A 13,452-nucleotide genomic window follows, 5' to 3' on the forward strand; every position below is an offset into this window, starting at 1 on the left:
TCGCTCGATAATAACGCGGGGTGGAGCAGCCCGGTAGCTCGTCAGGCTCATAACCTGAAGGTCAGAGGTTCAAATCCTCTCCCCGCAACCAAACATAAAGCCCCGTAGCAAATCGCTGCGGGGCTTTCTTGCGTCCATGGCCAATGGATCCGTAGCGCAGCCGGTCGCCTCGGGCCGTCGTCGATCCCCGGTAAAGCAGGACCAGCCGTCGGCAAGCATCCAATGAACGGTCAGCTCCCGTCTACCGCCGCTGACCAGAACCAACGCGGCAAACGCGGCGAACAGCTTGGAAATGATGGCCGGTAACAAACTGGCCGGCGGCCTCGGCCGCATCCGTCCTCTGCCGGACGTCAAGGTCGGGTCAGCAGGCGGCAATAGTCGTCTTCATGCGGCAGGCGTGCGATGTTCGAAGAGGTCGGCGACGCTGCGGGGAGCGGTGTCGCCGAAGAAACGCTTCAGGTTCGAAGCGGATGTTCGGGCGACGGCAGCACTTCGTGAGAACAGCGCGCTCTCGTATGCCTTCAACGCCGCTTCCATATTCCACGGAAGACGAGCGATCTCTCGGGCCAGTTCCACCCCGTCGACCATCGCCAGATTGGCACCCTCGCCGGCGAAGGGCGACATGAGATGGGCCGCATCGCCGAGCAGGGTGATGCCCGGCATCCCGGGCCAATGATGGTCGACCGGCAGCGCGTAGATCGGCCGGATCACCGGATTTGCGGTGCTGCTTGTGATGACGCGGGTAAGCTGCGGTGCCCAATCGGCGAACTGCTCGGCGACGAAGGCCAGTCCGGCGCGACGATCGGCGAAATCGATCGACCGCACCCATGCTTCCGACCGGTTTAATGCGACATAGCCGGAGACGCTGCCATCGAAATTGCAATGGGCGATGATACCCTTGCCGGGCGCGAGCGCCATCAGCGTTCCCGTGCCGATCGCTCCGAGGACGTCCGTATCCCGTTCGTCGCCCGGCAGTGCGATCTCGATGAAGCAGGTGCCCGAATAGATTGGCTTCGACGGGGAAAGCGCGGGGCGAACCTTCGACCATGCGCCATCCGCGCCGACAATCAGGTCCGCCGTAATCCGGCTATCGTCGGCGAAGATGATTGCATGCTGCCGGCTGTCCAGCGTCTCTACCGAAGCGACCTTGCACCCCCACTGGATCGTGGTCGGCGGAAGGGAACCGATCAGCATCGTGCGAAGCGCTCCGCGATCGACCTCCGGGCTTGCGGTTCGCGGATCGCCCTTCTTTTCAAAAAGGATCGTCGCGTCCCGGTCCATGATCCGCTTGGCGTCCTCGCCGGGTCGAACGAGGTGCAGGAATTCGTCGTAAAGACCCGCTGCCTTCAGCGCCGGTTGACCGGTATGCGCGTGGATATCGAGCAGGCCACCCTGCGATCGGACGGCGGGGGACGGTTCGGCCTCGTAGATCGTCGCGCCGATCCCGTTCAGATGCAGCGTGCGGGCAAGGGTCAAACCACCGAGCCCGGCTCCGATGATGGCGATGGTGGGAACAGTCTGCATATGGGCGCTCCACTGCTCGCGCGGCATCGTTCGATGCCGGCGGGTTCGATCGGGAGACGCTGGCCGACCGTTCCGATGAACGATCGACGTGTATGCGACTGGGTGGGAAGGCAAGCCAGCCGCCACCACCCGGGAGCCGTTTTTCGCGCCCCGCAGATACTAGGCAAGCTGGGCGCGCCTGGCAAACGCGGCGCCTCATGACGGATCGCGGGAAGAAACGAACCATTCGCCGCCGTTCGGCACGTGAGGCGGTAACAGCCAGCGGAGCGAGCCACCCGGTTCATTCGGCATCGAATGCCGAAGCTTTTCCTCTTCGCTCCATCCTGCCGACGGCACTCAGTGCATTTCGCTCGGCGTATCAGCGCGCGATGCGGTGATGAAATCGATCAGTCCCCATTCGACGGCCTCGTGCGCGGTCATGAACTTGTCCCGATCGAGCGTTCGTTCCACCTCCTCGCGGCTGCGGCCGCAATGATGTGCGTAAAGCTCGATCATGCGCCGCTTCACCTTCTGCATCTCTTCGGCGTGGATGAAGACATCCGACGCCTGTCCCTGGAAGCCGCCGAGCGGCTGGTGAACGTGGAGGCTCGAATTGGGAAGCGCGGTTCGACAGCCCGGTGCGCCGGCCATCAGCAGGAAGGAGCCCATCGAGCGCGCCGTTCCCATGCAGATCGTATGGATATCCGGGCGTACGAACTGCATGGTATCGTACATCGCCATGCCGCTCGTGACCACGCCGCCGGGTGAATTGATATAGAGATGGATCGGCTTTCTCGGGTTCTCGGCTTCGAGATAGAGAATCTGGGCGCACACGAGGGCCGAGACGGTGTCGTTGACCTCCCCGTTCAGGAAGATGATCCGCTCTCGCAAAAGCCGCGAGTAGATGTCGAACGAGCGTTCTCCGCGGCTGGACTGTTCGACCACCATAGGGACGAGTTGCATCGCTTCGCGCATGGGCGAACTCCGATTCCGGTTGAGTTTTGGGGGAGCGATCGGCGGTTCAGGCGGCCAGCATGCGCGGCGAACCGTTGCTGTTTGCCGGTGCGACGATCACGGGTTCACGACGCGCATCCGTCAGTTCGTGGATGACCCGCAGGACGGTTCCGCCGGTGTCGTTCGGTTCGATCCGAAACGTGACGGCGCTTTCGAGATGAGGCGGCACGCTTTCGCGCATGCGATAGCGAACTTCCCGCCCGATCGTCTCCGAGACCGGTTCGGGATCAGCAAGGTCGCCCGCCGGCAACCAGACTTCCCGCAGCGTGGGCGTGCGTACAGCCCGCCAAACCTTGGCAGGAGCGGCGTCGAGGTCGAAGCGGAGCCGCAGCATCGGCGTCTGCTTACCGGTCGGCGTGTCGATCATTGGTCCATATCCTTCAACAGGCCTTCCAGCGCGTTGATCCGCGCGGGCCAGTACGCCCGGTATCTGGCGAGCCACTGCGCAATGCAGGTCAGCCCGTCCGGATCGACTTCGTAATGGACGAAGCGCCCCTGCCGTTGATCCCGGACCAATCCGGCCTCACGCAACACCGTAAGATGCTGCGACATGGCCGGCTGGCTGATCGCGAAACCCTCCCGCAGGGTAGTCGCGTTCATCGCGCCCTCGGCAAGCTTTTCGAAGATGGCGCGCCGGGTCGGATCGCCGAGCGCACGGAAGATGTCGTCCTGGTTCATACCAAGAAATAAGCACAGACTTATTCGTCTTGCAAGCGCCTTCCGGGTAACGAAGTATCCTTCGCCGCGATCATGGTCGAAAACGGATATGCCGCGTCCTCGCCCAAACCGGACGCTTTTTTGAAACCGGTAAGCCGTCGATCCGAGCGAAACGCCCGGACCGCTCCAAAACCCGTTGCCCGTCCTACGTCCGCAGAAGCTCGTTGACGCCGACCTTGGAGCGGGTGCGTTCGTCGACGCGCTTGACGATGACGGCGCAGTAGAGGTTCGGGGACCAGTTCTGGCCGTCGACCGGCTTGCCGGGCATCGAGCCGGAGACGACGACGGAGTAGGGCGGGACTTCGCCCTGGAAGATTTCGCCGGTCGCCCGGTCGACGATCTTGGTGGACTGGCCGATATAGACACCCATGCCGAGGACGGCGCCTTCGCGCACGATGCAGCCTTCGACGACTTCCGAGCGCGCGCCGATGAAGCAATTGTCCTCGATGATCGTCGGGCCGGCCTGCAGCGGCTCGAGGACGCCGCCGATGCCGACGCCGCCGGAAAGATGCACGCCCTTGCCGATCTGCGCGCAGGAGCCGACGGTCGCCCAGGTGTCGACCATCGTGCCCTCGTCGACATAGGCGCCAAGATTGACGAAGGAGGGCATCAGCACGACGCTTTTGCCGATATGGGCCGAGCGGCGCACGATCGCGCCCGGGACCGCGCGAAAGCCGGCTTCGGTGAAGCGGGCGGCATCCCATCCGGCGAACTTGGAAGGCACCTTGTCCCACCAGGTCGCACCGCCCGGTCCGCCCTCCATGATCTCCATGCCGTTCAGCCGGAAGGACAGGAGGACGGCCTTCTTCAGCCACTGGTTGACCGTCCACCGGCCGTCGGCACCGCGTTCGGCGACGCGGACCTCGCCGCGGTCGAGGAGGTCGAGCGCGGTATCGACCGCCTCGCGCACCGGACCGGCCGTCTCCGTTCCGACGGAATCGCGATCGTCGAAGGCGGCTTCGATTTCCCGTTCGAGGCTGGCGAGATCCTGTGCGCTCATGACATTTTCCTGAAAGGCGATGAAAAGACCGGATGCGGGCCCCACATGCGACGACCGCACTTCTTGTGACCGGGCGTTTCCTAGGGTAGCCGGCGGAAAGGGTCAATCACAGGCAAGGCTCTCGTGTCATGAGACGAGGGCGGCGAACCTTCCGACGCGCTTCGTCAGCGCGTCCGAAACACGAACTGCGTAGGATAATAGGCGCATGGGTGGCGAGACGCTGCCGGCCGCAGCGCCCGAGGGAAAGGAAACACGATGGCGGCTCGCCGCACGGACAACAGCTGGAACCCGCTCGCCGACAGCAGCGAGGACCGCAACCGCGCCAAGCGCGTCACCACCAAGCCGCAGAGCGACAACCCCGCCTATCGCCTCGCCTATACGGACGAGGACTTCATGTGCCGCGAGGAGTTGCGGCCGGTGCGCCTGCAGCTCGAACTCCTGAAGGCGCAGATGGCGCTGACGGAAGCCGACATCCGCTCGACGGTGGTGCTCTTCGGCGGCGCGCGCATTCCCGAGCCCGGCAGGGATCCCTGGGCGGCGTGCAACGAGACGCAGCGCAAGAACCTCGCCGACGCTTCGTGCTACTACGACGAAGCGCGCGCCTTCGCGCGGATCTGCTCACGCGAGGCCATGCGGGAGGAATGCAAGGAATACGTGGTGGCGACCGGCGGCGGACCGGGCGTCATGGAAGCCGGCAACCGGGGTGCTGCCGATGTCGGGGCGCCCTCGATCGGCTTCAACGTCGTGCTGCCGCACGAGCAGGATCCGAACGACTACGTGACGCCGGAGCTTTCCTTCAACTTCCACTATTTCGCGATCCGCAAGATGCACTTCCTCATGCGGGCGAAGGCGTTCGCGATCTTCCCCGGCGGCTTCGGCACGATGGACGAGCTGTTCGAGACGCTGACGCTGATCCAGACGAAGCGCATGGAGCGCGTGCCGGTCATCCTTTTCGGCCAGGAATTCTGGAACCGGATCGTCGATTTCGACGCGCTCGCCGAGTTCGGCACCATCGCGCCCGGCGATACGGACCTTCTGTCCTTCGTGGAGACCGCTGAAGAGGCGTGGGCGATCGTTGCGGAGCGTTACGGACTGGAGCGGCAAGGCGCTTCCGCATGACGCTCGAAAGGCTCCGGGCCGGCCTAGCCGGTCGCGCGGGCGATCTGCGGGCCGAGTGCGACGAGGAAGCCCGCGAGGTCGTCGGTAACGTAGTCGATCGCCTCGTCGTGCGTGCGTTCGTGTTCCCAGCTTTCGCCGACGGCTTCCTTCATGTTGGAGGGAACGACGAGCACCGTGCGCATGCCGAGCGATTTCGGCACCGTCAGGTTGCGCGGCAGGTCCTCGAACATGGCGGCGTTCGCCGCGTCGATGCGGTTGAGGCCCAGGAACTTGTCGTAGGTCTCGCCGGCGGGCTTCGGCACGAGGTCGGCGGCAACGATGTCGAAGATGTCGTCGAAATGGTCGAGCACGCCGAGCGCTTCGGCCGTGCGGCGTGCGTGGCGGGTGTCGCCGTTCGTGAAGATGAACTTGCGGCCGGGCAGGGCTGCGATGGCGCGCCCAAGGGCGGGGTCCGGCTCGACGTGCGAATAGTCGATGTCGTGGACACGTTCGAGGAAGGCGTTCGAATCGATCCCGTGATGATGCATGAGGCCGGCGAGCGTCGTGCCGTGCTCGCGGTAGTAGCGCTTCTGCATGGCGCGCGCCTCGTCTTCGGGCAGCGACAGGAGTTCGGCGACATAGGCCGTCATGTTGCGGTCGATCTGCGCGAAGAGGTTCGTGCGGCGCGGATAGAGCGTGTTGTCGAGATCGAAGACCCAGTCGGTGACGTGGGCGAAATCGGCGCGATTCGGCGTGTCGGGCTTTTGGTTCATGGTGCCGCTCTACGAAGAAATGCGCCGAAGCGAAAGGCCCCGCGGGCGCGCCTGAAGGTTGCAGGCGTTCACGGAACGATGAGCGTGCCGGCGCCGTGCTCGGTGAAGATTTCGAGGAGCACGGCATGGGCGGTCTTGCCGTTGAGGATGACGACGCCCTCGACGCCGGCCTCGATCGCCTCGATGCAGGTCTGCACCTTCGGGATCATGCCGCCGGCGATCACGCCCTCCTCGATCAGGCGTTTCGCCTCGGGCACGGAAAGCTCCTTGATGAGCTCGCCATCGCCGTCGAGGACGCCGGGAACGTCGGTCAGGAAGAGGAGGCGGGTGGCGTTGAGCGCGCCGGCGACGGCACCGGCGAAGGTGTCGGCGTTGATGTTGTAGGTGTGGCCGTCGCGTCCCGGTGCCACCGGCGCGATGACGGGGATCATCTCGGACTTGGCGAGGAGGTCGAGCAGCGTCCGGTCGACCTCGGTGATGCGGCCGACGAAGCCGAGGTCGAGCACGCGCTCGATGTTGGAGTCGGGATCGATCACGGTCTTCTTCGCCTTCTCGGCGAAGACCATGTTTCCGTCCTTGCCGCACAGACCGATCGCCCACTCGCCCTCGGCGTTGATCATGGCGACGATTTCCTTGTTGATGGAGCCCGCAAGCACCATTTCGACGATCTCGACCGTCTTTTCGTCGGTGACGCGCAGACCCGCCTCGAAGCGCGATTCGATGCCCATGCGCGAAAGCATGCGGGCGATCTGCGGTCCGCCGCCATGGACGACGATCGGATTGACGCCGGACTGCTTCAGGAGTGCGACGTCGCGCGCGAAGGCGCGGCCGAGTTCGGCGTCGCCCATGGCATGGCCACCGTATTTGACGACGATCGTCCGATTTTCGTAACGCTGCATGTAGGGAAGCGCGCGCGAGAGCAGATCCGCCTGTGTCGAACTTTCGGTCATGTCGCTCATTGCGTGCCCTCTCGAAACCGTCCGGCGTTCTTAGCGAGAATGCGCGCGGGCGACAATGCACCGGCATGCCGATCCGAGCGCTCTATCCGGATCGAAGCGAAGCGATATCGAGCAGGAGGTCGCCGCTGATGCCGCTCGACGCGCTCGACCCGGTGATCAGCGTCAGCGCGCTCGACGTTCCGGAACCCGTGCCGTTGTCGAGGTCGTACATGGCGGAGAACTGGGACAGGAAGTCGGAAAGCGTGTCGGGATCCTGCAACCCGTCGATGTCGAGGCGATCGGAGATGTAGTTCGCCTGGACGTCGATGTCCGCTTGGCCCGTCGCCGAAGACAGGCCGAGTGCGGTCTGGGTCACCTTCAGGAGCGCGGAATCGGCCAGGATGTCGTAGGCGGAGGTGATTTCCGGCGCCTTGCGCTCGAAATAGAGTGCGAGCCGCACGCCGGTGTCGTCATCGCCTTCCTCGCCTTCCATCGTCTCGCGAACGTAGAGGTCGCTGGTGCGCACGGTGTTCGCGCGCGACTGGGCCGTGCCGGTTACGCCGGTGCCCACCTCGCCGTCGGCGGTGAAGTTGAAGCTGGCGGCGACCTCGCGCAACGCGCGGTCGGCGGTGGCGTTGGCGTAGCTGTCGGGATCGTCGAAATCGCTGGTCAGCGTCTTTAGCAACTGATCGCGGTCGACCGAATCGGGATCGATGCCGCCGGCCTTGAGCGCATAGGAAACGAGCCGGTCGTCGTCGAGGAACGCGTCGAGCGAGGTGACGGTGCCGATGGTATCGTCGTAATAGCGCGTTTCCGCCTCGATCGTGCCGTTGTCGGTGCCGGCCTTCTTCGCCGCCGTGGCGTAGGCGGTTTCGGTGTTCTTCCGGTTCGCGTTGGATTGCGCGACATCCGGGGGTGCCGCGTCGCCGGCCGGGGAGAAGTTGAAGGCGGCTGCAAGCGCGTCGTAGCGCGCATCGTGCCCGGGACCGAGCTTCGCGCCACCGTCGGTCAGCGCCGTCTTCACCTTGGCGAGGTCGGCCGTCTCCGGATCGAAGCCGTATGCCTGCAGCACGTAGTCGGTCAGGCGGTCGTCTGACATGAGGTCGTCGACGGACGTCACGTTCGCCGACGCCTTCCTGTAATAGGCCGTTTCCGTATCGGTATGAGCTTTGAACGCGTCGTCATAGGCGTTCGTGTAGCTCTTCGTCACGAGGTCGAGATTGTCCGCGGAAAGGGCACTCTTGCCCTCCGGCACGTTCCCTTCGGCGTCGAAATCGAAGAATTCGGCGAGTTCGGCGTAGTTGCCCTCGAGCTCGGTTGTATTGGCGAAGCTCGTCGGGTCGTCCGGATCGCTCGTCAGCGCCTCGCGCACGGCGTCGGGTTCCGAGGTGTATCCGCCGAAGCCGAACGCCGTCAGGACGTAGGACAGGAGCTGGCTGTCGCCCATGAGATCGTCGACGGAATGCACCGAAGCGATCCCCTTCGTGAAGTTATCGGTGTTGTCGGCGGCCATCTTCGGCGTGGTGTAGGCCGATTGCAGGAAGCCGTAATCGGCCGTCACGCTGAGGATCTGGTCGTCGGTCTGCACCGGCTCGCCATCCTTCACGGTTCCGTCGGCGGCGAAGTTGTAGTCCTTGGCGATGTCGAGCAGTGCGCCGCCGGCGGTGTTGGCGAAGCTGCCGGGATCGGAAAGGTCGCTCGTCAGCGCCTTTCGCACGTCGGCGAGCGAGGCGTATTTCGGGTCGATGTCGTTGGCCTGGAGCGCGTAGGTGACGAGCTGCGAATTGCCGAGGAGATCGTCGACGGAGGTCACCGAACCGATCGTCTTTCGGTAATACGCCGTCTGCGTATCGACGCTCGTGAGACCATCCTGCGCCTTTTGCGAGTAGAGACCGATCGTGTCGTCCTCCTGCGCGTCCGTCTGGCCGTCGAACGAACCGTTCGAGACGGTGCCGTCGGAGGAAAAGCGGAAGGCGGCGGCGAAGTCGGTGTAGCGCGGATCGGCGAGCTTGTTGGCGAAGCTGTCCTTGTCGGAAAGATCGCTCGTCAGGACCTTCTTCATGAAGGCCTTGGCGTAGGTCATGTCCTCCAGCCCGTAGGCCTTCATGGCGTAGGAGAACAGGCGGTAGTCATCGACGAAATCGTCGACCGAATGAACCGAGCCGATGTTCTCCCGATAATAGCTCGTGTCGGCGGCGACGATCGGCTCGCGTGCGGTGCGCCTCAGATTGGCGGTGAGATCGCTGTTGACGAGCGTATAACGCGCGAGGGTAGAAACCATTGAACCGGCCGGTTGCTGGCGATACGCTATTGTCCACGGGCCCGGTTGCGCGAAGCTTAACGTTTGGCGACGATGATGGGCGGGATGACAGGCAGGGATCGCGCAAGCGGTGGTCGGGGACGAACGATATGGGCCGCGCGGGGGCTGACGAACAGACTGGCGACATGATCGCGCGCGTCGCGCTCAAGGATCGCTCCGCCTTCTCCAAACTCTACACGGAGAACGCACCGAAACTTTTCGGGATTTGCCTGCGTATCCTCAGGAACCGGACCGAAGCCGAAGAGGCGCTGCAGGAGGTCTTCGTGAAGATCTGGCAGCGCGCGGACCGCTTCGCGCCGGGACAGGCGAGTGCCGCCGCATGGCTGGCGGCGGTGGCTCGCAACCATGCAATCGACGCGGTAAGGGCCCGTCGCCCCTCTGCGTCCGACATCGACGAGGCCTACGACCTGGCCGACGAGGCGCCGGACCCGGAACACGTCGCCGTGCTTTCGAGCGAAGGGCGACAGATCGACGCCTGCATGGAAGAGCTGGACGCCGAGCGCGCCCGGGCGGTCAAGGGGGCGTATGTCGAGGGGCTGAGCTACCAGGAACTGGCCGAGCGCTACGGCGTGCCGTTGAATACGATGCGGACATGGCTGAGACGCAGCCTGATCCGCCTGAGAGAGTGCCTGGAGCGATGACGAGCGAAGAAGCGGCGAACGGTGGAAGCGACGACCGGGTGGTGGCGGGCGAATACGTGCTCGGCACGCTGCCCCTCGACGCACGCCGCATCGCCGAGGCGCGCATCGCGCGGGAGCCGGCCTTCGCGGCGCTCGTCGAGCGCTGGGAAAACGATCTTTCCGGGTTCAACGACGCGTACGAAGTGGCCGAGCCGCCGCGCCACGGCTATGCCGGGATCGAGCGGCGTCTCTTCGGCGAAACCCGCGAGAGGCGCGGGTCGTGGCTGCGTTCGCTCGCCATGTGGCGCGGTGCGACGGCCGTGCTCCTCGTCGCCGTCGTCGGTCTTTCGGTCGCGCTCGTCGGTCTGTCTCGCACGGCACCCGAAGGCATGCCGCTCGTCGCGCATCTCGATGCCGACCAGAGTCCCATCGATCTCGTCGCCCATTACCGTTCGGGCAGCGGCCAGCTGACGCTTCAGCCGGTGGCGGCCGGTGCGCAGGAGCCGAAATCGCTCGAACTGTGGATGTTCAACGGCCAGGAGCCGCCGGTCTCCCTCGGTGTGCTTCCCGAAAACGGCGAGGGAGAGGTGGTCGTGCCCGAAGAGATGCGAAGCCACCTCAAGGCCGGTTCCACGCTCGCCGTCAGCCTGGAGCCGAAAGGCGGCTCGACGACCGGCGCGCCGAGCGGACCGGTGGTCGCCTCGGGCCCGGCGCAATCGCTCTGACGGGCGTGTCGGCCAGGGGTCGGCGAACCTGCATTTTCTTCCTGCGATAAAGCGCCTTTTCCTGAAACTTTCACGACGCGGCCTTCGTCCTTCCTTTCGGAAGCGGGCGAGTCGTCCGACGGCCCGCACGGCCCGGTTCCGCTTCCCCGAGCGGACGGCGTTTCGCGCCGTCCTTCGCCCGGTGCATCCTGTCCCGCGTCGTGCGACCCTTGCACACTCCGACTGTACGACGCGGGACACGGGGGGCACCGGAAAAAGGCGGGCACGGCCGTCCATCGGAAACGATGCGCTCGAAGGCGAAGGCCAACTCCGGTGGCGAGAACGAAAAGCGCCACACGCAGGCGTGACCGCCATCAAGGATGACGAATGCCGCCGGAGGCTTATATCGCAGGGTCGTAACCGGTGCGCCGGCACGGGAGCCGCACGGGACGGGCTCCGCTGCCGATGGCGCCTTGCCGAACCGATTTCATAAGCGCGTCGGACGATCAGGCGATGCGCGAAACGCCCAAGAGGAGACGACGGCGATGCTCGATCGAAGAACCTTTCTTTCCGGTGCGGCCATAGCTGCGATCGGCGGGTCGTTTTTCGTGCGCGGTGGCGCGCGGGCGGCCGATCAGAAGTTTCCCTACCAGCTTTCGACCGCCGAGTGGCGCAAGAAGCTGACGCCGGAGCAATTCCGCGTGCTGCGCGAAGAGGGCACCGAAGCGCCGTTTTCGAGCGATCTTCTGCACGAAGCGCGCACCGGCATCTTCCATTGCGCCGGATGCGACAACGCGGTCTATTCCTCCAAGACCAAGTTCGACAGCGGCACCGGCTGGCCGAGCTTCTATCAGGCGATGAACGGCGGGGTGGGGACCAAGTCCGACCACAAGCTCTTCGCCGAACGCACCGAAGTGCATTGCGCGCGCTGCGGCGGCCATCTCGGGCACATCTTCGACGACGGTCCGAAACCGACCGGCAAGCGTCACTGCATCGACGGTGTCGCCCTGAATTTCAAGCCCAAGGCGAGCGCCTGAGCGTTCGACGCGGCGGGAACGGCAGCCCGCTTCAGCCGGTAACGGCGAAACCGGCTGCGGCGCGCAGCGCGTCGAGGCCGGTGGCCTTTTCCGACGAGGTCGCGAGCACCTGTGGAAAGGCGGCGGGATGCTTCGCCGTCGCGGCACCCGTCTCCTCGACCATGCGGGCGACGCCGGCAGACTTGATCTTGTCGGTCTTCGTCAGCACGAGCTGGTAGGAAACGGCCGCCCGATCGAGCAGGTCGAACACCGCCCGGTCGTTCGCCTTGACGCCGTGGCGCGCGTCGATCAGCACGAAGACGCGCTTGAGCGTCGCGCGGCCACGCAGATAGTCGAAGACGAGCCGGGTCCAGGCCTCGACCTTTTCCTTGGGGGCCTGGGCGTAGCCATAGCCCGGCATGTCGACGAGGGCGACCGGCGGTTCGCCCTTCTCGCCGCCGGCGAACTCTTCGGGAATGAAGAAGTTCAGCGCCTGCGTGCGCCCGGGCGTGTTCGAGGTGCGGGCGAGGCCCTTGCGCCCGAGCAACGCGTTGATGAGCGACGACTTGCCGACGTTCGAGCGACCGGCGAAGGCGATCTCCGGAGGCCCCTGCGGCGGCAGCGTCTCCATCGAAGGGACCGTCGCCAGGAAGGTCCATGGACGGTTGAACAGTGCCGCGCCTGCTTCGGCGCCCTCGTCCGTCGTCGTCGCGTCCATCGCCCGTTCGCGTCCTTCCGGCGCATGTCGCCTCAAAACCCGGTCTGGTTTCGACAATCGCACGATGGCTGTCAACGTCGGCGTCGGTGATCACGCTTCCGTCGGAGGATGAAACGCTTTAGGACGAGCGCCATGCCCAGATCCTCGACCGGTTCGCAAATCGAGACCCTGATCCAGCTCCTGGCGCGCGTGCCGGGCCTCGGCCCCCGTTCCGCGCGCCGCGCGGCGCTGCACCTCATCAAGAAGAAGGATGCGCTGCTCGGCCCGCTTGCCGAGGCGATGGCCGAGGCGCACGCGGCGGTGAAGGTCTGCTCCACCTGCGGCAACGTCGATACGCGCGATCCCTGCTCGATCTGCGCCGACGAGCGGCGCGACGCTTCCACCGTCATCGTCGTCGAGGACGTCGCCGACCTCTGGGCACTGGAGCGCGCGGGTGCCGCGAACGCCATGTATCACGTGCTCGGCGGGGTGCTCTCGCCGCTCGACGGGATCGGCCCGGAAGAACTCAACATCCGCTCGCTGGTCGGCCGTGTCGAGGCGGGCGGCGTCGACGAGCTGATCGTGGCGGTGAACGCGACGGTCGAGGGGCAGACGACGGCGCACTACATCATGGACCAGGTCGGCGATCTCGGCGTGAAGGTCACGCGGCTCGCCCACGGCGTGCCGGTCGGCGGCGAACTCGACTATCTCGACGACGGCACGCTTTCCGCCGCGCTGCGCTCGCGTACGGCGTTCTGAGGCGGAGATCCGTCGCGTTCGAAAACGGCAGTATGGACGCGGGACGCCTCGGTTCACGCTTCACGGTTTCCTCCGGATGATCGAGTCTCCAGAGCCTTTCAGGTTTATACGGAAGCGCTCTGTTCGATCGTGCCGGTTTTCCACGCGACAAAGTGGGAGAGCGGTACGGTCGAACCCTTCGGGCCGACCCTGTTTGCGCCAGGACGCTTCGACGGATGGCTCGACCGTACCACCAGTACGCTCGTCGCCATCCGTCTCGGTCCTGACGCAAACAGGGTCGGCAGAGCGTTTCC

14 protein-coding genes and 1 tRNA gene are annotated in these 13,452 nt (G+C 65.1%); 6 read left to right on the forward strand and 9 right to left on the reverse strand.

Annotated features, from left to right (window positions below):
* Positions 1 to 14 precede the first annotated feature (14 nt).
* A tRNA-Met gene (locus FJU11_RS17800) sits at positions 15 to 91 on the forward strand.
* Positions 92 to 384: 293 nt separating this feature from the next.
* On the opposite strand, the gene FJU11_RS17805 is transcribed toward FJU11_RS17800, so the two are convergent.
* The 5 genes from FJU11_RS17805 to dapD all read right to left on the reverse strand — a co-directional run bounded on the left by FJU11_RS17805 (position 385) and on the right by dapD (position 4,234).
* A complete protein-coding gene (locus FJU11_RS17805) occupies positions 385 to 1,524 on the reverse strand; it encodes an FAD-dependent oxidoreductase (RefSeq protein WP_141168420.1) in 1,140 nt (379 codons plus the stop codon).
* A 336-nt stretch (positions 1,525 to 1,860) separates the two neighbouring features.
* Positions 1,861 to 2,478 (reverse strand): ATP-dependent Clp protease proteolytic subunit, encoded by a 618-nt coding sequence (locus FJU11_RS17810; protein ID WP_141168421.1) that lies wholly within the window; start codon positions 2,476 to 2,478, stop codon positions 1,861 to 1,863.
* Positions 2,479 to 2,524: 46 nt separating this feature from the next.
* Positions 2,525 to 2,884, reverse strand: a complete 360-nt coding sequence (locus FJU11_RS17815) for an SRPBCC family protein (RefSeq protein WP_141168422.1) — start codon at positions 2,882 to 2,884, stop codon at positions 2,525 to 2,527.
* Positions 2,881 to 3,195 carry an ArsR/SmtB family transcription factor gene (locus FJU11_RS17820; protein WP_407946742.1) on the reverse strand — a complete coding sequence of 105 codons (315 nt, stop codon included), beginning with the start codon at positions 3,193 to 3,195 and terminating at the stop codon, positions 2,881 to 2,883. Before FJU11_RS17820 ends, FJU11_RS17815 begins: the two co-directional genes overlap by 4 nt.
* A 184-nt stretch (positions 3,196 to 3,379) precedes the next feature.
* Positions 3,380 to 4,234: a 2,3,4,5-tetrahydropyridine-2,6-dicarboxylate N-succinyltransferase gene (dapD, locus tag FJU11_RS17825; RefSeq protein WP_141168423.1), complete on the reverse strand. Its 855-nt coding sequence runs from the start codon at positions 4,232 to 4,234 to the stop codon at positions 3,380 to 3,382.
* Positions 4,235 to 4,489: 255 nt separating this feature from the next.
* Here dapD and FJU11_RS17830 point away from each other — a divergent pair, with 255 nt between their 5' ends.
* A complete protein-coding gene (locus tag FJU11_RS17830; RefSeq protein ID WP_141168424.1) occupies positions 4,490 to 5,353 on the forward strand; it encodes an LOG family protein in 864 nt (287 codons plus the stop codon).
* A gap of 23 nt (positions 5,354 to 5,376) precedes the next feature.
* On the opposite strand, the gene FJU11_RS17835 is transcribed toward FJU11_RS17830, so the two are convergent.
* From FJU11_RS17835 to FJU11_RS17845, 3 genes are all read right to left on the reverse strand, one after another.
* On the reverse strand, positions 5,377 to 6,105 hold the full coding sequence (locus tag FJU11_RS17835) for a pyrimidine 5'-nucleotidase (RefSeq protein WP_141168425.1): 729 nt from the start codon (positions 6,103 to 6,105) through the stop codon (positions 5,377 to 5,379).
* A gap of 68 nt (positions 6,106 to 6,173) precedes the next feature.
* On the reverse strand, positions 6,174 to 7,055 hold the full coding sequence (gene argB / locus FJU11_RS17840; protein WP_407946743.1) for an acetylglutamate kinase: 882 nt from the start codon (positions 7,053 to 7,055) through the stop codon (positions 6,174 to 6,176).
* A 91-nt stretch (positions 7,056 to 7,146) separates the two neighbouring features.
* Positions 7,147 to 9,324 carry a DUF1217 domain-containing protein gene (locus FJU11_RS17845; RefSeq protein ID WP_141168427.1) on the reverse strand — a complete coding sequence of 726 codons (2,178 nt, stop codon included), beginning with the start codon at positions 9,322 to 9,324 and terminating at the stop codon, positions 7,147 to 7,149.
* 128 nt (positions 9,325 to 9,452) lie between these two features.
* On the opposite strand from FJU11_RS17845, the gene FJU11_RS17850 reads away from it, so the two are divergent.
* The 3 genes from FJU11_RS17850 to msrB all read left to right on the forward strand — a co-directional run bounded on the left by FJU11_RS17850 (position 9,453) and on the right by msrB (position 11,724).
* Complete coding sequence (locus tag FJU11_RS17850) at positions 9,453 to 10,004, forward strand: sigma-70 family RNA polymerase sigma factor (RefSeq protein ID WP_141168433.1); 552 nt, start codon at positions 9,453 to 9,455, stop codon at positions 10,002 to 10,004.
* Positions 10,001 to 10,708, forward strand: a complete 708-nt coding sequence (locus FJU11_RS17855; protein ID WP_141168428.1) for an anti-sigma factor — start codon at positions 10,001 to 10,003, stop codon at positions 10,706 to 10,708. Before FJU11_RS17850 ends, FJU11_RS17855 begins: the two co-directional genes overlap by 4 nt.
* A 524-nt stretch (positions 10,709 to 11,232) precedes the next feature.
* Positions 11,233 to 11,724, forward strand: coding sequence for a peptide-methionine (R)-S-oxide reductase MsrB (gene msrB / locus FJU11_RS17860; RefSeq protein ID WP_141168429.1), 492 nt, complete (start codon positions 11,233 to 11,235; stop codon positions 11,722 to 11,724).
* Positions 11,725 to 11,755: 31 nt separating this feature from the next.
* Here the strand turns inward: msrB and yihA are convergent, their stop codons facing one another.
* The gene (gene yihA / locus FJU11_RS17865) at positions 11,756 to 12,421 is read right to left on the reverse strand and encodes a ribosome biogenesis GTP-binding protein YihA/YsxC (RefSeq protein WP_141168430.1); all 666 of its coding nucleotides are present in this window, start codon (positions 12,419 to 12,421) and stop codon (positions 11,756 to 11,758) included.
* A gap of 132 nt (positions 12,422 to 12,553) precedes the next feature.
* On the opposite strand from yihA, the gene recR reads away from it, so the two are divergent.
* On the forward strand, positions 12,554 to 13,159 hold the full coding sequence (gene recR, locus FJU11_RS17870; protein ID WP_141168431.1) for a recombination mediator RecR: 606 nt from the start codon (positions 12,554 to 12,556) through the stop codon (positions 13,157 to 13,159).
* The last annotated feature ends 293 nt before the right edge of the window (positions 13,160 to 13,452 follow it).

This window comes from Pararhizobium mangrovi, from assembly GCF_006516965.1.
GTDB classification, from domain to species: Bacteria; Pseudomonadota; Alphaproteobacteria; order Rhizobiales; family Rhizobiaceae; genus Pararhizobium_B; species Pararhizobium_B mangrovi.